We start from the raw sequence: 19,278 nt of genomic DNA on the forward strand, positions 1-19,278 counted from the left end.
AGCGCAGCGGGCCGGCCCCGATCCGGGGCCGGCCCGCTGCGCTGTCCTGGCGGTCGACCGGCCGTGCGCCGGCCGTCCGCCCGGTCGGGCGGTCAGCGCGGCGTCAGCTGCCAGTCGTGCAGTGCCGGGTCGGCCAGCGCCGCCGTCACCGCGGCGCGCACCGCGGCCAGCTCGGCGGGCCGGCAGCTGAGTTCCACCCGGCCGTCGGCCACCGTGCAGCCGGAGGCCCAGCCGGCCGGCAGCTGGGCGAGCAGCCGGGCCGCGCTGAACGGCGCCCGTGCGGCGGCGGCCGCGTCCTCGGTGGTGATGGCGACCGTGCGCCGGACTTCGGTGGTCATCGTCGACTCCCTCGGGTGGTGATCGGACCGGGCGGCGGGGCGGCGGCCCGACGGGTCGTCAGCCCGGCCGGTCAGCGGTAGGCGAGCTCGCGGTCGGCGGCCGGCAGGCCCAGCGGCGGGCGCGGCGGCAGGCCGACCGCCAGGTCGATGACGGCACCGGCCAGCCCGGCCGCCGACCGCGCCGCCTGCGGCAGTCCGCCGTTCGGCAGTCCGCCGTTCGGCAGGTCGGCACCGAGCAGGTCGGCACCGAGCAGGTCGGCACCCAGCAGGTCGGCGCCGCCGAGCTGGTCGGCCAGCACCACCCGCGGTCCCTCGTCGGTGAGCAGCACGTCCAGTCCCGTCAGCCCGTGGTCCAGGCCCAGGGCGGCGTACGCGTGGCCGGCGAACTCGGCCAGCTCCGCGAAGAGTTCGTCTTCCGGGTCGAGCGGCTGCGCGCTCGGCCGGTGCACCGCCAGCCAGGTCTGCGCCTCGCCCAGCGAGAGCGCCCCGCGCAGCGTCAGCAGCTCGCCGTCCAGCAGCGGCTCGACCACCACCTCGCCGCCCAGCCCGGCCCGCCGGAAGGCGGCGGCCAACTGCTCGGGGCGGTCCACCCGCTGGGCGCCGGTGGCCAGCGCCGCGTCCCGGCTTCGCAGCAGCACCGGCAGCCCCAGCTCGGCGGCGGCCTGCTCGGCCTGCGCCGGATCGGCGGCCAGCCGGGCCGGGACCGGGCCGACGCCGGCCCCGTTCAGCCGCAGCCGGGTCTGCCAGCGGTCCCGGCCGGAGCGCACCGCCTCGGGGTCGGGGCCGGCCAGCCCGAGTTCGTCGGCCAACTCCGCGGCCGCCTCGGCGAACCGGGCCTGCAGCGCGACCACGCCCGCCACCCGGTGCCGGCGGGCCAGCTCCCGTCCGGCCGCCAGCACGGCGGCCGGCTCGTCCGCGACGGTCAGCTGGTCCTCCAGGAACGGCAGCGGCTGGGCCGGGGCGGTGGTGTGCACGGCCACCAGCAGCGCCTCGTCGGCCAGCGCGGCCAGCGCCGGCGCGTCGAGCTCCGGGTTGCCGGTGCCCAGCAGCAGGACGGTCGGCACGAGCGCGAAGTGGGTCTGGGTGCTCATTTTCGGTTCCCCCTAGGACATCTTCTCGAACTGTTGCACCTCCATGAACACCCGTCGGAGCCCGCTCTGGCCCCAACTGGGCGTCAGCAAGCTGCAGTCGGCTTACAGCTTGCTGTCACCCAAGAGGTAAGGACAGGGGCTTGAATCAGCGGCTACTATCTAGTCAGAGTTCTGATACAAGAGTTCTGATACGACACTGAGCAGGAACCTACCTCCGGGAGCCCACCGACCATGAGCACCACCCTCGCCTCGCCCGACCGGCGGCTGCGGCAGGGCCTCGCCCTCGTCGCGGTCTGCCTGGCCGGGGGCATCCTCCCCGCCTCGCTGACCGGCTCGTCCGTCGCCCTGCCGGGCATCGGCCACGATCTGCACGCCGGACTCGTCCCGCTGCAGTGGGTGGTCAACTCCTACAACCTCACCTTCGGCAGCTTCATGCTGGCGGCCGGCTCGCTGGCCGACCGGATCGGCCGCCGCCGGATGTTCACCCTGGGCACGGCGCTGTTCGCGCTCTGCTCGCTGGTGAGCGCCTTCGCCGGCAACGTCTACCTGCTGGACGCGGTCCGCGCGCTGTCCGGCGTCGGCGCCGCCGCCGTGCTGACCTCCGGCAGCGCCCTGCTGGCGGGCCTGTTCCAGGGCCCGGCGCTGGGCCGCGCCTTCGGCATCCTCGGCTCCGCCTTCGGCGCGGGACTGGCCCTCGGCCCGTCCACCGCGGGCTTCCTGGAGAGCGCCTTCGGCTGGCGCGCGGTCTTCCTCTCGCACGTGGTGGTCACCGTGCTGGCCATGCTGCTGATCCCGCTGATCCCGGCCAGCCGGGAGCGCTCGGCGGGCGGCGTGGACTGGCTCGGCACCGCGACCTTCACCGGCGCGCTCTTCCTGCTCACCCTGGCCATGGTCGAGGGCCCGCAGCTCGGCTGGTTCTCGCTCGGCCAGGTGCCCGCCATGCTGCTGGGCAGCCTGGCCCTGCTGGTCGCCTTCGTGGTCACCGAGCGCCGCCGGGCGCACCCGATGTTCGACCTCTCGCTGTTCCGCAGCCCGCGCTTCGTGGCGGTCTGCCTGATGCCGGTGGTGCTCGCCTTCGGCTTCGTCAGCCTGCTGGTGCTGCTGCCCTCCTGGTTCGTCACCGCGGACGGCCTGAGCACCGCGCAGACCGGCCTGGTGATGATGGCGCTGACCGCCCCGGTGCTGCTGCTGCCCGCGGTGGCCGGCTCGCTGGCCAAGCGCTTCTCGGCCCGGGTGCTGCTGGGCCTGAGCCTGGTCCTGATGGCGGTCGGCACCGCCTGGCTGACCGTGCTGCACCCCGGCGTCGGGGCCGGCCTGCTGGTCGGGCCGCTGCTGCTGATCGGTGCCGGGATGGGCGTTGCGGCCGGCCTGCTGGACGCCGCCGCGATCGGTTCGGTCGAGCCCGAGCGGGCCGGCATGGCCGCCGGGATGTTCAACACCATGCGACTGGCCGGCGAGACCGTGGCCATCGTCATCATGAGCACGGTGCTGGTCTCGCTGACCGGCAGCCGGCTGGACGGCAAGGTCGGCGCGGCCGGCGGCCAGGCGGTCGCCGACAAGCTGGTCGGCGGCGACATGTCCGGCGCGCTCGCCCTGGTCACCGGCGACCGCGGCGCCCTCACCCAGCTGCTGGCCGGCGGCTACTCCGACGCGCTGCGCCTGACCCTGTGGGCGCTGACCGCGATCTGCCTGCTCAGCGCGGTGCCGATCACCCTGCTGCTGCGCGAGCGCAAGGCGGCCGAGGCCGCCGAGGTGACCGAGCTGCCCGAGCGGACCGAGGAGCCGGCCACCGCCTCCCAGGCCGCCTGACCACCCCCACCCGACGCTTCGTCAGAACGGAGTCATCCGATGCACCGTCAGTCCCCCTACCCCGTGCTGGTGGTCGGGGCCGGCCCGGTCGGCCTCACCAGCGCCGTCGAACTGCTGCGCCGCGGCGTCCCGGTGCGGATCGTGGACCGGGCCGCCGCGCCCTCCCCGCTCTCCAAGGCGCTGCTGGTCTGGCCGCGCACCCTGGAGATCCTGCGCCGACTCGGCGGCGAGCGGCACATCGCCGAGCAGGCCATGCCGCTGGAGGCGTTCCGGTACTACTCCTCGGGCACCCCGGTGGCCACCATCGCCTTCCGGGCCGACACCAAGCCGGTCATCATGCCGCAGCCGGACGTCGAGGCGGCCCTGCTCGACGCGCTGGCCCAGCAGGGCGGCGCGGTCGAGTGGTCCACCGAGCTGCTCGAGCTCGAGCAGCACGAGGACCACGTGACCGCCGTGCTGCGGGCCGGCGACGGCTCGGTCTCCACCGCCACGGCCAGCCACCTGATCGGCGGCGACGGCGCGAGCAGCAAGGTCCGCGAGCTGCTCGGCATCGCCTTCGAGGGCCACACCTACGGCGCCACCTTCGTGGTCGCGGACGCCGAGATGGACGGCGGCCTGGCTCACGACATCAGCCACTACTACTGCTCCCCCAAGGGTGTGCTGGTCACCTGCGGGCTGCCGAACGGCCGGTTCCGGGTCTTCACCTCGGCCCCGCCGGACCTGCCGCGCGACCAGGTCACCCTGGAGCTGGTGCAGAAGCTGGTGGACGAGCGCGGCCCGGGCGGACTGACGCTGCGCAACCCCACCTGGGTGAGCGCCTTCTCGGTGCACGCCCGGCATGCCGACCACACCCGCGAGGGCCGGGTCTTCCTGCTCGGCGACGCCGCGCACATCCACAGCCCGGCCGGCGGGCAGGGCCTGAACACCGGTGTCGGCGACGCCTACAACCTGGCCTGGAAGCTCGCCCTGGTGCACCGCGGCCTGGCCGGCGACCAACTGCTGGACACCGCCGAGACCGAGCGCCGCCAGGTCGCCGAGGCCATCGTCAAGCAGGCCGACCTGCAGACCAAGGCCTGGATGCTGCCCAAGCGCCACCAGCGCACGGTGCGCGACCTGCTGCTGCGGGCGGCCTCCGCGGTCAGGCTGGGCGACTACTGGTACGTGCCGTGGCTGGCCGGGCTGCGCACCGTCTACCAGCCCGCCGACGGGCAGCGGCCGACCCGCGCGGCCGGCTTCGAGAGCGGCGCACTGGTCGGCGACCGGCCGGTCTGGGACGCCCGGTCCAGCCGCCGGCTGCCGCTGCGGGAGAGCCTGAGCGACCTCGGGCACACCCTGCTGGTGGTCACCCGGGGCACCCCGCTGTCCGCCGCGAGCCGGCGGGCGGTGGCCGCGCTGGCCGAGCGGTACGGCGCCCTGCTGGAGCTGCGCACGCTGGACGCGTCCGCCGCGATCCTGCGCGACGGGGTGGCCGGCACCGAGTCCGCCTCCCGCCGCGGCGACCGGCCCGCGCTGGTGCTGGTCCGCCCGGACCAGCACGTGGCGCTGGCCGTACCGGTGACCGAGCTGCACCGGGTCGCCGAGCACCTGGACCAGCTGGCCCCGGCCGGCACCCCGGTCGGGTCGGCGGTCCCCGCCGCCGCCTGATCCTCGAGTCAGCACTGCCGAACGGCCCGTCGGAGCCCTGCTCCGACGGGCCGTCGGCGTTTGCCCTGCCGGTCCTGCTCTGGCGGCTGCTCAGTACCGGGCGCCCACCGCGGTCGGCAGGTCGTCCAGCAGGGCGAGGTCCGCCGGGGTGAGGTCCAGGGCGGCGGCTGCGGCGTTCTCGCGCAGGTAGCGGGACTTCTTGGTGCCCGGGATCGGCAGCACCCGCGGCCCCTGGGCCAGCGTCCAGGCCAGCGCCACCTGCGCGGCGGTGGCGCCGTGCCGGTCGGCCACCTCGCGCACCCGCTCGACGATCCGCCAGTTGGCCGCCATCGCGTCGGCGGTGAACCGGGGGTTGTGCGCCCGGAAGTCCTCGTCGCCGAAGTCCGCGGTGGCCACCGTGCCGGTCAGGAAGCCGCGGCCGAGCGGGGCGAACGGCACGAAGGCGGCGCCGTTGGCGGTGCACCAGGCCAGGATCCCGTCGGCGCCCAGCGGGTCGCGGGTCCACAGCGACAGCTCCGACTGGACGGCGGCCACCGGGTGGATCGCGTGCATCTCGGCGGCCTGCTCGGCGCTCACCTCGGACAGCCCGACCGCCCGGGCCTTGCCCGCCGCGACCAGCTCGGCCAGGGCCCCCCAGCTCTCCGCCAGCGGCACCGCGGGGTCCGGCCGGTGCAGGTAGTACAGGTCCACCCGGTCGGTGCCCAGCCGGGCCAGGCTGGCGTCCAGCGCCCGGCGCAGGTGGGCGGGGGAGCCGTCGCGGTGCAGCGCCCGGGCGGCCAGGTCGTCCACCACCAGGCCGCCCTTGGTAGCCAGGAAGGCCTCGTCCCGGCGGCCGGCCAGGGCCCGGCCGAGCAGTTCCTCGTTGTGTCCGTCGCCGTAGATGTCGGCCGTGTCCAGCGCGGTGACGCCCAGGTCCAGTGCCTCGTGCACGACGGCGATCGAGGCCGCGTCGTCCCGCTCCTGCTCGCGGTAGATCCAGCTCATGCCCATGCAGCCGAGGCCGACGGCGCCGACCTCGGCGGGCGGTACGTCGAGCCGGGTGGTCCGGATGGTGCCGCGGTGATGCTGATGCTCCGTCATGCCGTCATTCTGGGCCCGGACATGCGTGTGCCGTGGCGTCCGACCCCCGGATCGGGGGCAGACGCCACGGCTGTGGCACGTCGGGCGGCTGGGTCAGGCGGCGGTCACCACCAGGACGGCGTTCTGGCCGCCGAACCCGAAGGAGTTGCTCAGCGCGACGTCGACCTTGGCCTCGCGGGCGGGGCCCTGCACGACGTCGATCTCCATGCCATCCTCCAACTTGGTCAGGTTGGCGGTCGGCGGGACCAGCCCGCGCTCCACCGCGAGCACGGTGTAGGCCGCCTCGATCGCGCCGGCCGCGCCCAGGGTGTGGCCGATCACGCCCTTGGTCGAGGTGACCGCCGGGGTGGCGCCGAACAGCCGGTGCACCATCCTGGCCTCGGTGGCGTCGTTCAGCTTGGTCGAGGTGCCGTGCGCGTTGATGTGCTGCACCTCCTGCGGCAGCACCGCCGCGTCCTGCAGCGCGGCCCGCACCGCCAGCTCCACCCCGGCCCCCGTCGGGTCCGGCGCGGTGGCGTGGTGGGCGTCGGCGGAGGCGCCGTAGCCGCTGATCCGGGCCCGGACCCGGGCCTGGCGGGCCCGGGCGTCGGGCATCCGCTCCAGCACCAGGATGCCGGCGCCCTCGGCGGCCACGAAGCCGTCCCGGTCCGCGTCGAACGGGCGGGAGGCGGTGGCCGGGTCGTCCACCCGGTGGGAGAGCGCGCCCAGTTGGTTCAGGCCCGCCAGCACCGCGGGGGAGAGTGCGGCCTCGCTGGCCCCGGCGAGCACGATGTCGGCGGCACCGGAGCGCAGCAGCTCGCGGCCCACCCCGATCGCGGTCGCGCCGGAGGCGCAGGCGGTCGCGGTGACCAGGTTCGGGCCCTTGGCACCCAGGTCCATGGCGACCTGCCCGGAGAGCATGTTCATCATGAACATCGGGATCAGCAGCGGGGAGACCCGCTGCGGGCCGTGCGCCAGCAGCCGCTGGTGCTGGGTCTCGAAGGTGGCGGTGCCGCCCAGCGAGTTGCCGAGCACCACGGCAACCCGGGCGCCGTCCCACCGGCCGGCGTCCAGGCCGGCGTCGGCCACCGCCTGCCGGGCGGCGACCAGTGCCAGCTGGACGAACCGGTCCAGCCGCCAGGCGTGTTCGCGGCCCAGCTGCTCGGCCGCGTCGAAGTCCGGGACCCGGCTGACGAACGGGATCGCGGCCCCGGCCAGGGCCGGGTCCAGGGCGGCGGTGGAGCGGCCGGAGACGATCCGCTCCCAGTTGGTCTCGATGCCGATCCCGGCGGGGGTGACCAGGCCGAGCCCGGTCACCGCCACGTCGAAGCGGCGGTCCTGCTGCGCGGAGGTCGCACCGGACATCAGGCCGAAACCCCCTTGGCCTCGACCAGCGAGACGGTGTCGATGACGGTGTGGTCGATGGACAGCTCGTCGTGGGCGACGAAGATGTCGAACTCCTCGCTGAAGGTCAGCGCCAGCTCCAGCAGCGCCAGCGAGTCGAACCGCAGGTCGGCGAGGACCACATCACCCTGGAGCTCCTCCGGCTTCACGCCGAACTTGGAGGTGAGGATGGTGGTCACGCGGTCCTGGATGGCGTTCATTCCGGGGTACTCCTGTCAGTGAAAACGTGGGTGTGTACGGGCTGTTGTTCGGTGCTGGTGGTGCGTTCGGTGCAGCTGGTGCAGGGTCAGGCGAGGTCGAGCTCGGGCCACTCCAGGGCCACCGAGCCCCAGGTGAGCCCGCCGCCGAAGGCGGTCAGCAGGACCTTCTGGCCGGGCCGCAGGGTGCCGTCGGCCGCGGCGTCGGCGAGGGCCAGCGGGATCGAGGCGCCGGCCGTGTTGGCCACCTTGTCGACGTTGACCACGGCCTTCTCGCGGGGGAACTTGAGCTTGTCGGCGACCGCGTGCAGGATCCGCAGGTTGGCCTGGTGGCCGACCAGCGCGTCCAACTCCTCGACCGACCAGCCGACCTGGTCCAGCACGGTCCGCGAGGAGGCGGACATCCGCAGCACCGCCTGCATGAAGACCTGCTGGCCCTGCATGGAGAAGAAGGTGTCCTCCAGCGCGGCCGGCAGACCGGTGGAGCGCTGCTGGGAGCCGCCCGCCCTGACCGTGATCAGGTCCACGCCGGTGCCGTCGCTGCCCAGGTCGAAGGCCTTGAGCGCGCCCGGCTCCTCCGGCCGGCCGGCCCGCAGCACCACCGCGCCGGCCCCGTCGCCGAAGATCACGCTGGTGGTGCGGTCCTCGGGGTTGAGGATGGTGCTGAACGACTCGGCCCCGATCACCAGCACCCGCTCGGCCAGCCCGGCCGCGATCAGGCCCGCGGCGGTGGCCAGGGCGTACAGGAAGCCGGTGCAGACGGCGGAGACGTCGAAGGCGGGGATGTGGCCCAGGCCCAGCCGCTCGGCCACGTCCGGCGCGGTGCCGGGGCACGGCCGGTCGGGGGTGGTGGTGGCCAGCACCAGGGCGTCGGGGGCCGGGCCGCCGGCCGACTTCAGGGCCCGGGCGCCGGCCTCCACCGCGAGGTCCGAGGTGGCCATGCCCGGGTCGACGAAGTGCCGGGTGGCGATGCCGGTGCGGCTGCGGATCCACTCGTCGGAGGTGTCGAACTGCTGGGAGAGGTCGTCGTTGGTCACGGTCCGGGGCGGGACCCAGGCGCCCAGACCGGCGAGCACGGCCGCACGGTCGGTGGTCATGGCGGTCCTTTCTGCGAGGTGGGGTGGTGTCAGTTCGGCTGCGGAGCCTGGACGATGACGGCGGACCAGCTGAACCCGCCGCCGCCGCTGATCGAGACGGCGATCTCGCCGGGGGCGAGCAGTCGGTCGCCGACCAGGGCGGCCAGGTTGGCGGCGGTGTCGCCGGCGCCCAGGTGGCCGGTGTCGGGGCCCAGGTCGTGCACGGTGGCACCGGTCAGCGCGGCCAGCGCCGGCCGGTAGGCGGCCTCCAGCGCCTGCCGGCCCAGGCGGGGCAGCAGGACACGGGTCAACCGGGGGTCGTCGGGAGTGAGTTCGGCATCGGTGAGGGCCTGGTCCAGCGCGGCCGCCACCGAGGCCCGGGTGGACGCGAAGAGCCGCTCGGGGCCCTCGGCGGCCAGGAAGGCCTTCTTGGTGCGCCGGACGTCGATGCCGGGGCTGTGCCAGCGCGGGGCGGGACTGAACTCGTCCTCGCCGCGGTGCACCGTCTCCAGCGTCGGGTCGGCGACGGTGGTCAGCGAAAGCAGGTGGAGCGCGTCGTGCTGGTCGGGCTCGCGGTGCAGCAGCAGCGCCGTGCCGGCGTCGCCGTAGCTGACCCCGTAGTCGGAGCGCCAGCGGTCGAAGCCGGGGTCGGCGAACCGGTCGGCGGTGGTCACCAGCGCGGTGCGCAGCTGCGGGTCGGCCAGCAGGTGGGCGGCCGCGGTCTGCAGCGCCACCGGCCCGCCGTTGCACATCTGCTGGATGCCGAACGGCAGGGCCGTGGTGGCGCCCAGCTGGTGGGCCAGGTAGTGCGCGGGGGACCAGAAGTCGTGGCCCTGGTGGTAGATCCAGGCGTGCACCACGAGGTCGAGCTCGGAGCCGGTGAGCCCGCCCGCCGCCAGCGCCGCCCGGGCGGCCCGCAGGGCCAGCTCGGGGGCCGCCGACTCACTGGCCGGCAGCTGCCGGGTGCCCAGTTTGGCGAGCTCATCAGGACTCAACAACCCCAGGGCCACCGCTTGTTCCCCGGTGACGAAGTTTTCCGGGAACCATGCCTGTGCGGTGCGCAGGCCGAGCCGACCGGTCAGCTTCACGACCGGCTCCCGGTCACCGCGTCGGCCGCGCTCAGCCCGACCCGGATCGCGGCCGCCTCCACGCCCTGCTGCCGCAGCGAGACCTGGATCAGCTCCGGCTGACCGATGGTCGGGGCGGCGTGCAGGGTGATCGGGGCGTCCAGCTCCAGGTAGCGGCCGAACTCGCCGTGCAGCGAGGTCACCTGGGTGCGCGACAGCGAACCGCGCCGGTCGTTGGTGGTGGCCAGGGCCAGCTGGCGGGCCGCCTCCATGGCTACCATGCCGGGCACGTGGTCCAGCGGGTGGTCGAACATGCTCGGGTTGGCCACCGGCACCAGCAGGTCGGCCGCGGTCCCGGTCTCCTCCTCGCGCAGGCCGGCCAGCACCACGTTCTCCGGGCGGAGCCGGCCGACCTGGTGCGGGGCCAGCGCCTGGGTGGTCGGCTGCACCACCGCGCCGTCGGACAGCGGCGGGTTGCTGCCGCGGCCGTGCCGCCGGATGCCGGGGTAGATGGCGGCCGGCAGGTAGCTGGCGCGCAGTTGGACGCTGCCCAGCGGAGCGCCGCCGAGCCACAGGTCCATGTCGTAGTCCAGACCACGGACCATGCCGTCGCGCACCTGCGGGTTGCTGGTGGTGGCCCGGATCGCCAGCTCGGCCGGGCCGGCCGGCAGCTCCGGGGCCTGCCCGATCTGCTGCCAGGACCAGGAGCGCAGGACGAACTTGGCGTCCAGCGGGACCTCGTGCAGCACGTGGGCGGCGAAGGTCTCGGCCTGCCGGCAGGCCTCCAGCAGCAGCAGCGGGTCGAGCGTCCGGCGCTCCTGCTGGTGGTCGGTGAAGTAGGTGTGGCTGGACGGGAGTTGGGCGCCGGCCAGGAAGCCGTCCCGGCTGGTCGGGACCATCGAGGTGAGGAACACCTCGCTGATCGCGCGGCGGTGCAGCAGCCGGCGGTCCAGGGTGGCGAAGAAGTCGAGTTCGTCAGTGGCGGGGATGCCACGGGCGGCAGTCATCCGAGACCTCCAGTGGGTCTGACTCAAATAAGTCATCGAAGTTGTATCAGAACTCTGTCTTCGTTCAGTACCATACATAGCGGGGGCCGGTTCGGCAAGGCCGATCGGTCCGCGTCCGCCCCGCACACAACTTCCGGAGGAACCCCATGTCCCGTTCTGTCCTGGTCACCGGTGGCAACCGCGGTCTCGGCCTGGCCATCGCCCGCGCACTGGCGGCCGACGGCGACAAGGTCGCCGTCACCCGGCGCACCGGTCCGGCCCCCGAGGGCCTGCTCGTGGTCGACTGCGACGTCACCGATCCGGAGTCGGTGGAGCGCGCCTACAAGCAGGTCGAGGCCGAGCACGGCCAGGTGGAGGTGCTGGTGGCCAACGCCGGCATCGCCCGCGACGGTCTGGCCATGGCGATGAGCGACGAGCAGTTCGACCAGGTGCTGCAGACCAACCTGAACGCCGCCTTCCGGGTGGCCCGGCGGGCGATCCGCCCGATGCTGGCCGCCCGGTCCGGCCGGCTGGTCTTCGTCTCCTCGGTCAACGCGCTGCGCGGCAGCGCCGGCCAGGCCAACTACGCGGCCGCCAAGGCCGGTCTGATCGGCATGGCCCGCTCGCTCGCCCGCGAGCTGGGCTCGCGCGGCATCACCGCCAACGTGGTCGCCCCCGGCTACGCCCGCACCGACATGACCGCCGGGCTGTCCGAGGACTACCTGGCGCAGATCACCGCCCAGGTGCCGCTGGCCCGGCTCGCCGACCCGGAGGACGTGGCCCAGGCGGTCCGCTTCCTGGCCTCCGACGCGGCCGGCTACATCACCGGCGCGGTGCTGCCGGTGGACGGCGGTCTCGGCATGGGCCACTGAGCGGCCACCGCCCGACCTCCTGCCACTAGCCGTCCCCGCACCGGCCTTCGACGCACTCGCCTTCGCCGCACACCAGGAGAGACCCATGGAGAGCAGCACCGCCGCGTTCTTCGACGTGGACGAGACCCTGATCACCGTCAAGAGCATGTTCCGCTTCCTGCGCCACTACTGGCGGGCCGTCGGCCGCCCCGAGGCCGAGTTCGACACCGCCTGGCAGTACTTCCAGCAGCTGCCGTCCCAGGGCGTGCCGCGCAGCGAGGCCAACCGGCGCTTCTACGCCCAGTTCGCCGGCGACCGGGTGGCCGAGTTGGCCCGGTACGGCGAGCAGTGGTTCGCCGCCGAGCAGGCCGAGCCGGGCTTCTGGCACCCGCAGGGGCTGCCCGCGCTCCGCCGCCACCAGCAGGCCGGGCACCTGACCGTGCTGGTCTCCGGCTCCTTCCCGCCCTGCCTGGACCCGATCGCCCGCCACCTGGGGGTGGACGCGGTGCTCTGCTCCCGCCCGGAGACCGCCGAGGGCCGCTACACCGGCGAGCTGCTCACCCCGATGATCGGCGCGGCCAAGGGGCAGGCGGCCCGGGCCTTCATGGCCGCGCACGGGTTGGACCCGGCCCGCTGCCACGCCTACGGCGACCACCCTTCCGACCTGCCTCTGCTGGAGCAGGTCGGGCACCCGACGGCGGTCGGCTCCGACCCGGTGCTGACCGCGCACGCCGACTCCCACCACTGGGCCCACCTGGCGGCCTGAGCGCACGGCGAAGGGCCCGCACCCCGTCCTGGGGTGCGGGCCCTCGGCGTTCCCGGCGCCGGCTCGGCGCATGCTAAAGGCCCGCACCCCGGGTGGGGTGCGGGCCTTCGGAGTTCGCCGGTCAGGCGGCGAGCGCCTCGCGGCCGGCGCGCCACCGCTCGGCGTACACCGCCAGCTGCTCCGGGGTGCTGATCGCGGTGCCCGGCACCTGCGGGGCGATCCGCCGGGCCAGCCCGGTCAGCACCATGCCGGGCCCGAGCTCGAGCAGCTCGGTGCAGCCGAACTCGCCGTCCACCAGGGTGTGCATGCTCTGCTCCCAGCGCACCGGATCGGTCAACTGGCGCACCGCCAACCGGCGCCAGCCGGCCGGGTCCCCGCTGTGCGCGGCGGCGTCCACGTTGGCCACCACCGGGTACCGCCCGGTGCTCAGCGGCACCTGGTCCCAGGCGCGGGCCAGCCGCTGCTGGGCGGGCTGCATCAGCGGCGAGTGGAACGCCCCGCCGACCGGGATCCGGCTGACCCGCAGGCCGAACTCGGGAGCCAGCTCGACCAGGGCGGCCACCCCGGCCTCGGTGCCGGAGACCACCACCTGGCCGGGCGCGTTCAGGTTGGCCGCCCAGACCTTGCCGCCGGTGGCGCGCACCCGCTCGGCCAGTTCGACGGCCTTGGCGGCGTCGCCGCCGAGCAGCACGGCCATGGTGCCCGGCGTGCGCGCGGCGGCCTCGGCCATCGCGGCGCCGCGCTCGGCGACCACTGCGGCGGCGTCGCCGAGCTCCAGCACGCCGGCGGCCACCAGCGCGCTGTACTCGCCCAGGCTGTGCCCGGCGACCGCGGTCACCGGCAGCTCGCCGAGCTCGGCGCGCAGCGCCGCCAGGATCACCATCTCCAGGGTGAAGGTGGCCAGTTGGGCATTGTCGGTGCGGCGCAGCCGCTCGTCGTCAGCCTCGGTCAGCAGCTGGACCAGGTCGCGCCCGGTGCGCTCGGAGAGTTCGGGCACCAGCTGCCAGGCGGGGTGCTGCTGCCAGGGGCGGCCCAGCCCGGCGCGCTGGGCGCCCTGGCCGGGGAAGAGGAGGGCGAGACGGGAACCGTCACGGGTGGTGGACATCGCGATCCTTGGAAGGTGGAGTGGGGTGGTGGACGGGGCGGTCAGGCGGCGGACTCGAGCGCCTCGACCGCCGCGGGGTCGAACGCGGCGTCGAAGACCGCGGCCAGGGCGGGGCGGTGCCGCGGGTCGCCGAGCATCGTGTAGTGGTCGCCGGGCAGGTCGAGCACCGGCGGGGCGGGGGCGAGCAGGTGCCGCCACCGGCCGGCCAGGTCGGTGGGCAGGCCGAGCCGCTCGAACAGCGCGGGCGGCTCGGCGGCCGTGGCGCGGACCACCGTGGCGGGCACCGCGAGGCGGCCGAGCTGGCGCCGGTAGCCGGCCATCGCCCGGGAGTTGGCCCAGAAGACGGCCAGGAAGCGGCGGAACTCGGCGCGCTGCTCCGGGCTCCAGTCGGGTCGGCCGAGCAGCCGCAGCGCGCCGTCCAGATCGGTCGGGGCCGGGGTGGTGTCCGGCAGCCGGGTGCCGAGCACCGAGTCGGCGAACTCGGGCAGCGCGGCGAACAGGTCGGCGGGCGCCAGCGGCGGGCAACTGCCCGGCGGCAGTGCGTCGATCAACAGCAGCTGCGCCACCTGCTCACCGCGCATCCGCAGCTGGCGGGCCATCTCGAAGGCGACGGTGCCGCCGAAGGAGTGGCCGCCGAGCAGGTAGGGACCGTGCGGGCGCACGGTGGTCAGCTCGGCCAGGTAGGCCCGGGCCAGCCGCTCCACCGTGGTCAGCTCGGCCAGCCGGGCGAACGGGAAGGACAGGCCCCACACGGCGCCGTCGTAGCGGCTGTGTGCGAGCAGGTCGTAGTAGCTGAACACGGTGCCACCGGCGGGGTGGACCAGGAAGACGTCGGGCCGGGTGCCGCTCTTTCTGAGCTTGGTGAGCACCCGGTCCCGAGCGGGCGGTACGGCGCCCATGGGATCTCCTCGGCACGTGCAACGGGTCAGACAGGACTACCGTCACGGTACCACAGAGAGCTGCTATGTATCAGAGTACTGACTCAAATCCGGGCTGGTCGGCCGCTACTCGGAGCCGGTCGGCGCCACCTCGCGCAGGCTGGTTCCGATCACCGACAGCAGCGACAGCGCCTGCTCCGAACTGCTGCCGGCCTCGGCCGTGTAGACCACCAGCACCTGGTCGGCGGTGCAGTCGAGCACCTCGTAGGACAGCTCCAGCGGGCCCACCGACGGGTGCTGGAACCGCTTGCTCCCCCAGCTCTTCTGCCGCACGTCGTGCCGCGCCCAGAGCTGGCGGAACTCGGCGCTCTTCACCGACAGCTCCTCGACCAGCGCGGTCAGCCCGGTGTCGGCCGGGCAGCGCCCGCTGCTCAGGCGCAGGTCGGCCACCGCCTCGGCGGCCAGCTGCGCCCAGTCCGGGTAGAGCGCCCGGGTGGCCGGGTCCATGAAGGTCAGCCAGAGCATGTTGCGCCGGCTGGCGGGCAGTTGGCCGAAGTCCGCGATCAGCGCGGCGGCCAGCGGGTTCCAGGCCAGCACGTCGCGGCTGCGGCCGAGCAGCAGTGCCGCGGTGGTCGGCGCGAAGGCCGTCAGCAGCCGCTTCACCCCCGGGCGCACCTTCTCGGTGCAGCGGGCGTGTGCCTGCGGCCCGGCCGGCCGGTCGTCGGCCAGCGTCTCCAGGTGGCGCTGCTCGGCCTCGTCCAGCCGAAGCGCCCGGCCGATCGCCTGCAGCACCTCCAGGGAGGGGTGGCGCCCGCGGCCCTGCTCGATCCGGGTGTAGTAGTCCACGCTGACTCCGGAGAGCAGCGCCACGTCCTCCCGGCGCAGGCCAGGGGCCCGGCGGCGCGGCTGGCGCTGCAGCCCGACGTCCTCGGGCTGCAGCCGCTCCCGCCGGGTGCGCAGGAAGTCCGATAGTTCCTCACGTCGGTCCATGGGTCCATGATGACCGGGCGGCGTTCGAACGGCTGGTGGACAACCTGGTTCTGCTGGAACCAGGTTGGGCCGGCCCAGGCCGCACAGGGTACTGGTTGGCCTGTTGGCGGCGGCGCACCATCGTGTCGTGGCCAGGGCGACCGGCCGGGGAGACCCGGGAAACGGTCGGTACTGCGTCACTTGCCCACCGCCGTTCGAGCATCCCGGAGTTCACGCAATGAGCACTCAGTCCGACGCCGCCACCACCCGTTACGAGCGCGGCATCGAGCTGCTGGAGAAGGCCTACGGGGTGGACGCCACCGCGCAGACCGTCAGCTACCTGGACACCATCAGCCCCGACTACACCCGCTACCTGGTCGAGGCCGGCTTCGCCGACATCTACGGCCGGGAGGCGATCGACCAGCGCGGCCGCGAGGTCATCAACGTCATCGCGCTCACCGCGCTGGGCGGCCTGGAGGGCCAGCTGGAGCGCCACCTGGAGGCGGCGCTGGCGCTGGGCACCTCGCCGCTGGAGATCGTCGAGACGCTGATCCACCTGACCCTGATCATCGGTCACCCGAAGGCGAACGCCGCGCTGGCCGTGGCCAAGAGCGTCTTCGACCGGCTCGGCGTCGACCCGGTCCCGCAGGCGTCCTGACGCCCCGTCGCCCGGCCGGCCACCCGGCCGGCCGGGCGGGAGCGGACCCGATCCACCATCACAGGGCACTGCGTCATCTCAGCGCTTGCATCAGTGTGCTGATATGAGGCAGCATTCAAATACAAGCGCTGGCGGTCCCGGTGGACCGCGTCAACTTGCCTAGCTCTCCGAAGGAGTTGCTTCCCACATGTCCACGACGACAGCTGCCGCTGACCCCGGTCGGACGCGTGGCGCCGCGGTACTAGCCGCGGTCTGCCTGGCCGGTCTGCTGCTGCCGATCTCCCTGACCGGTGCCTCGGTCGCACTGCCCAGCATCGGCAGCGACCTGGGCAGCGGACTGGCGGCGGTGCAGTGGGTGGTCAACGGTTACGACCTGACCTTCGCCAGCATCATGCTGGCCGCCGGTTCGCTGGCCGACCTGGTCGGCCGCAAGCGGATGTTCGGCGGCGGCCTGGCCCTGTTCACCCTCTGCTCGCTGCTCGGCGGCCTGGCCCCCAACGTCCTGGTCCTGGACGTGGTCCGGGCGCTGGCCGGGGTCGGCGCGGCCGGGGTGCTCACCGCCGGCTCCGCGATCCTCGCCCAGACCTTCGACGGCGCCGCCCGGGCCAAGGCCTTCGCCATGCTCGGTACCGCCTTCGGCGTCGGCATCGCCTTCGGGCCGGTGCTCTCCGGCCTCGAGGTGAGCAGCATCGGCTGGCGCGGCATGTTCCTCAGCCACGCCCTGGTCGGCGTGCTGGTGCTGACCCTGCTGCTGCGCCACGTCAAGGAGTCCCGCTCGCCCGAGGGCGGCCGGGTCGACTGGGCCGGCACGGTGACCTTCACCGCCAGCCTCTTCCTCTTCATCATGGCCCTGATCCAGGGCCCGCAGTGGGGCTGGGGCAGCCCGCTGACCGTGGTCGCGCTGATCGGCTTCGTGGTCGGCCTGGTCGCTTTCGCCCTGGTCGAGCGGCGCCAGCAGCGCCCGATGTTCGACATCACGCTGTTCGCCAAGCCGCGGTTCGTGGCGATCTCGCTGGTGCCGGTGGTGCTCGCCTTCGGCTTCACCGCGGTGCTGATGTTCCTGCCCTCGTACTTCATGTCGGTGGACCACGCCAGCGCCAGCAAGGCCGGTCTGCTGCTGATGTTCCTGACCGTCCCCACCCTGCTGCTGCCGATGGTCGGCGGCTCGCTCACCCAGCGCCTGTCCAACCGGGTGGTGCTCAGCCTCTCGCTGCTGGTCACCGCGCTCGGTGCGGCCTGGCTGACCGTCATCCACCCCGGCGCCTCGGCGCTGGTGCTGGCCGGCCCGCTGATCACCATCGGCGTCGGCTTCGGGATCCCGCTGGGCATCCTGGACGGCGCGGCCGTCTCCACCGTCGAGCCCGGCCGGGCCGGCATGGCGGCGGGCATGTTCAACACCATGCGCCTGGCCGGTGAGGTGGTGGCGATCGCCGCGATGGGCTCGCTGCTGGTCTCGCTGACCCAGAGCCGGCTCGCCGACGGCTTCACCAAGATCGCCGGCAGCTTCACCGGTACCTCCGGCTCGCTGGCCAACGACCTGATCCAGGGTCACCTGTCGCGCCCCGAGGGCACGGTGCCGGCCGGCGCCGCCCGCTCCGCCTTCACCGCCTTCGCCTCCGACGGCTACACCTCGGCCCTGCACACCTCGCTCTGGCTGCTCGCCGCCATCTGCGCCGTCGGCGCCGTGGCGATCTGGGCCCTGCTGGGCGAGCGGGCCGGCACCGCCGCCGCCGGGGCCGACGCTCCGGCCGAGGAGCCGCAGCCGGCGTCCGTACCGGTCGGCTGATCCCAGCCGACCCCCTGAACCAGCGGCCGGACCGTCCAATCCCCTGGGGGCGGTCCGGCCGCTGTGCCACACCCCGAGCCAGTGCCGGCTGAGTGCCTGAGTGCCGCACCCCGACCCATGCCGCCTGAGTGCCTGAGTGCCACACCCCGGCCCAGTGCCGGCCGAGTGCACCACCCAACGGAGGAGAAGCCCATGTCCCGCACCCGTAACGCCGTCCGCACCGCCACCCGGGCCGCCGCCGCGGCGCTGCTGCTGTCCGGCCTGACCGCAGGCCCGGCGGTCGCCGCCGACCAGCACCGCTGGATCGAGCGGACCGTCTCGATACCCGCCTCGCCCGCCCCGGGCCCGGAGAGAACCCAGTGGCTGCGCGTGCTCAAGGTCGGCCCCGCCGACGCCACCAAGGTCCTGGTGCTGATCCCGGGCCGCGGCGAGGCGGCCGGCGGTCTGCGCCTGGACGCCGAGCAGCTCGCCCGCAGCGTGCCCGGCCTGCAGGTCTGGGCGATCGACCGGCGCGAGCAGGCGCTGGCCGACCTGAGCGGCTTCGAGGGCACCGCCCAGCAGGCCACCGACTACTACCTGGGCGGGCACGAGGCCACCCAGACCGCGGCCTCGGCGGGCTACGAGGCCGACTGGGGCCTGGCCACCGAGCTGAACGACGTGCGCCGGGTGGTGCTGGCCGCCCAGGACCACGGCCGCCGCTCGGTGGTGCTCGGCGGCCACTCGCTCGGCGCCGCCGCGGTCCTCTACTACGCCGCCTGGGACTTCGACGGCACCCCCGGCTACCGCGACCTGTCCGGCCTGATGGTGATCGACGGCGGGGTGCGCGGCGCGCTGGCCGGGGCCGGCATCGACTTCAGCCTGACCGCCGACCAGGCCACCGCCTGGCGGGCGCAGATCGCCCAGGGCCAGGTCTTCGACAACGCCACCAGCGTCTACACCGGCTTCGGCGACCAGCCGCAGGCCGCCGCCGTCTGGTACCAGCTGGCCGCCACGTGGGCGGCCCAGGACCCGCACGGCCCGTCCGCGCTGGCCGACAAGGTGCCGGCCGGCTTCCGGCCCACCCAGCCGGTGACCAACGCGGGCCTGCTCGGCTGGATGCTGGACCAGCACGCGCCGCTGCCCGGCTACTCGGTGCACTCCGGCCACCTGTCGGCGACCGGCGACTGGGTGGACGCGGGCCCGACGCCGCTGCAGCGGGTGGCCGAGTCGATGGCCGCCGGCGACCCGGCCGCCTGGGAGTGGTACTCCCCCAACCGGCTGGCGCTGGACTACTTCGCCGGCTCGGCCTACTCCGACAACGCGGTGGCCCGCTCGCAGGGCCTGCGGCTGCAGCACGTGGCCGAGGTCGACCTGCCGCTGTACGCCTTCGAGTCGAACCTGACCAACGGCACGGTGGACGCCGCCGCCTCGGCGCTGACCGCCGACACCAGGATCCCGCGGGTGGACGCGCAGACCGACGACTCGATGACCCACCTGGACATCCTGTTCGCCGACCCGGCGCACAACACCTTCACCCGGACCGCGGCCACCTTCCTGGACTCGCTGCGCTGACCCAGCCCCCCAGACGTGCTGCGGCCCCGCCGGTTCCGTCGGG

At 74.2% G+C, this 19,278-nt stretch carries 18 protein-coding genes; 7 read left to right on the top strand and 11 right to left on the bottom strand.

Going from position 1 to position 19,278, the window contains the following annotated elements; translation table 11 throughout:
* Positions 1 to 92 precede the first annotated feature (92 nt).
* Together C7C46_RS25665 and C7C46_RS25670 are read right to left on the bottom strand one after the other, a co-directional pair.
* Positions 93 to 338 (bottom strand): hypothetical protein, encoded by a 246-nt coding sequence (locus C7C46_RS25665; RefSeq protein WP_110672294.1) that lies wholly within the window; start codon positions 336 to 338, stop codon positions 93 to 95.
* Between the two features lie 71 nt (positions 339 to 409).
* Positions 410 to 1,429 carry an ATP-grasp domain-containing protein gene (locus tag C7C46_RS25670; protein WP_110672295.1) on the bottom strand — a complete coding sequence of 340 codons (1,020 nt, stop codon included), beginning with the start codon at positions 1,427 to 1,429 and terminating at the stop codon, positions 410 to 412.
* 231 nt (positions 1,430 to 1,660) lie between these two features.
* On the opposite strand from C7C46_RS25670, the gene C7C46_RS25675 reads away from it, so the two are divergent.
* The gene (locus C7C46_RS25675) at positions 1,661 to 3,238 is read left to right on the top strand and encodes an MFS transporter (RefSeq protein ID WP_110672296.1); all 1,578 of its coding nucleotides are present in this window, start codon (positions 1,661 to 1,663) and stop codon (positions 3,236 to 3,238) included.
* Positions 3,239 to 3,277: 39 nt separating this feature from the next.
* Positions 3,278 to 4,882 (top strand): FAD-dependent monooxygenase, encoded by a 1,605-nt coding sequence (locus tag C7C46_RS25680; protein WP_110672297.1) that lies wholly within the window; start codon positions 3,278 to 3,280, stop codon positions 4,880 to 4,882.
* 90 nt (positions 4,883 to 4,972) lie between these two features.
* On the opposite strand, the gene C7C46_RS25685 is transcribed toward C7C46_RS25680, so the two are convergent.
* The 6 genes from C7C46_RS25685 to C7C46_RS25710 all read right to left on the bottom strand — a co-directional run bounded on the left by C7C46_RS25685 (position 4,973) and on the right by C7C46_RS25710 (position 10,692).
* Positions 4,973 to 5,962, bottom strand: coding sequence for an aldo/keto reductase (locus C7C46_RS25685; RefSeq protein ID WP_110672298.1), 990 nt, complete (start codon positions 5,960 to 5,962; stop codon positions 4,973 to 4,975).
* A 93-nt stretch (positions 5,963 to 6,055) separates the two neighbouring features.
* Positions 6,056 to 7,306 carry a beta-ketoacyl-[acyl-carrier-protein] synthase family protein gene (locus C7C46_RS25690; RefSeq protein WP_181442517.1) on the bottom strand — a complete coding sequence of 417 codons (1,251 nt, stop codon included), beginning with the start codon at positions 7,304 to 7,306 and terminating at the stop codon, positions 6,056 to 6,058.
* Positions 7,306 to 7,545: an acyl carrier protein gene (locus C7C46_RS25695; protein WP_110672299.1), complete on the bottom strand. Its 240-nt coding sequence runs from the start codon at positions 7,543 to 7,545 to the stop codon at positions 7,306 to 7,308. The genes C7C46_RS25690 and C7C46_RS25695 overlap by 1 nt, the downstream gene beginning before the upstream one ends.
* 86 nt (positions 7,546 to 7,631) lie before the next feature.
* Complete coding sequence (locus C7C46_RS25700) at positions 7,632 to 8,639, bottom strand: beta-ketoacyl-ACP synthase III (RefSeq protein WP_110672300.1); 1,008 nt, start codon at positions 8,637 to 8,639, stop codon at positions 7,632 to 7,634.
* A gap of 29 nt (positions 8,640 to 8,668) precedes the next feature.
* Positions 8,669 to 9,706, bottom strand: a complete 1,038-nt coding sequence (locus C7C46_RS25705) for a ketoacyl-ACP synthase III family protein (RefSeq protein ID WP_110672301.1) — start codon at positions 9,704 to 9,706, stop codon at positions 8,669 to 8,671.
* A complete protein-coding gene (locus C7C46_RS25710) occupies positions 9,703 to 10,692 on the bottom strand; it encodes a ScbA/BarX family gamma-butyrolactone biosynthesis protein (RefSeq protein ID WP_181442518.1) in 990 nt (329 codons plus the stop codon). Before C7C46_RS25710 ends, C7C46_RS25705 begins: the two co-directional genes overlap by 4 nt.
* Before the next feature lie 146 nt (positions 10,693 to 10,838).
* On the opposite strand from C7C46_RS25710, the gene C7C46_RS25715 reads away from it, so the two are divergent.
* Both C7C46_RS25715 and C7C46_RS25720 read left to right on the top strand, forming a co-directional pair.
* Positions 10,839 to 11,543, top strand: a complete 705-nt coding sequence (locus C7C46_RS25715; protein WP_110672303.1) for a beta-ketoacyl-ACP reductase — start codon at positions 10,839 to 10,841, stop codon at positions 11,541 to 11,543.
* Between the two features lie 85 nt (positions 11,544 to 11,628).
* Positions 11,629 to 12,288, top strand: a complete 660-nt coding sequence (locus tag C7C46_RS25720; RefSeq protein ID WP_110672304.1) for an HAD family hydrolase — start codon at positions 11,629 to 11,631, stop codon at positions 12,286 to 12,288.
* A 121-nt stretch (positions 12,289 to 12,409) separates the two neighbouring features.
* Here C7C46_RS25720 and C7C46_RS25725 read toward each other — a convergent pair whose 3' ends face one another.
* The 3 genes from C7C46_RS25725 to C7C46_RS25735 all read right to left on the bottom strand — a co-directional run bounded on the left by C7C46_RS25725 (position 12,410) and on the right by C7C46_RS25735 (position 15,261).
* Positions 12,410 to 13,393, bottom strand: coding sequence for an ACP S-malonyltransferase (locus C7C46_RS25725; RefSeq protein WP_110672305.1), 984 nt, complete (start codon positions 13,391 to 13,393; stop codon positions 12,410 to 12,412).
* 41 nt (positions 13,394 to 13,434) lie between these two features.
* Entirely contained in the window at positions 13,435 to 14,292 is an 858-nt protein-coding gene (locus tag C7C46_RS25730; protein WP_110672306.1) for a thioesterase domain-containing protein, read from the bottom strand.
* A 105-nt stretch (positions 14,293 to 14,397) separates the two neighbouring features.
* Positions 14,398 to 15,261: a helix-turn-helix domain-containing protein gene (locus tag C7C46_RS25735; protein ID WP_110672307.1), complete on the bottom strand. Its 864-nt coding sequence runs from the start codon at positions 15,259 to 15,261 to the stop codon at positions 14,398 to 14,400.
* 217 nt (positions 15,262 to 15,478) lie between these two features.
* Between C7C46_RS25735 and C7C46_RS25740 the strand changes: the two genes are divergently transcribed.
* The 3 genes from C7C46_RS25740 (at position 15,479) to C7C46_RS25750 (ending at position 19,235) form a co-directional block, all read left to right on the top strand.
* Positions 15,479 to 15,898: a carboxymuconolactone decarboxylase family protein gene (locus C7C46_RS25740; RefSeq protein WP_110672308.1), complete on the top strand. Its 420-nt coding sequence runs from the start codon at positions 15,479 to 15,481 to the stop codon at positions 15,896 to 15,898.
* Positions 15,899 to 16,085: 187 nt separating this feature from the next.
* On the top strand, positions 16,086 to 17,684 hold the full coding sequence (locus C7C46_RS25745; protein ID WP_110672309.1) for an MFS transporter: 1,599 nt from the start codon (positions 16,086 to 16,088) through the stop codon (positions 17,682 to 17,684).
* A gap of 192 nt (positions 17,685 to 17,876) precedes the next feature.
* Entirely contained in the window at positions 17,877 to 19,235 is a 1,359-nt protein-coding gene (locus C7C46_RS25750; protein ID WP_245984903.1) for a lysophospholipase, read from the top strand.
* Positions 19,236 to 19,278 lie beyond the last annotated feature (43 nt).

This window comes from Streptomyces tateyamensis (genome assembly GCF_003205575.1).
Classification (GTDB): domain Bacteria; phylum Actinomycetota; class Actinomycetes; order Streptomycetales; family Streptomycetaceae; genus Kitasatospora; species Kitasatospora tateyamensis.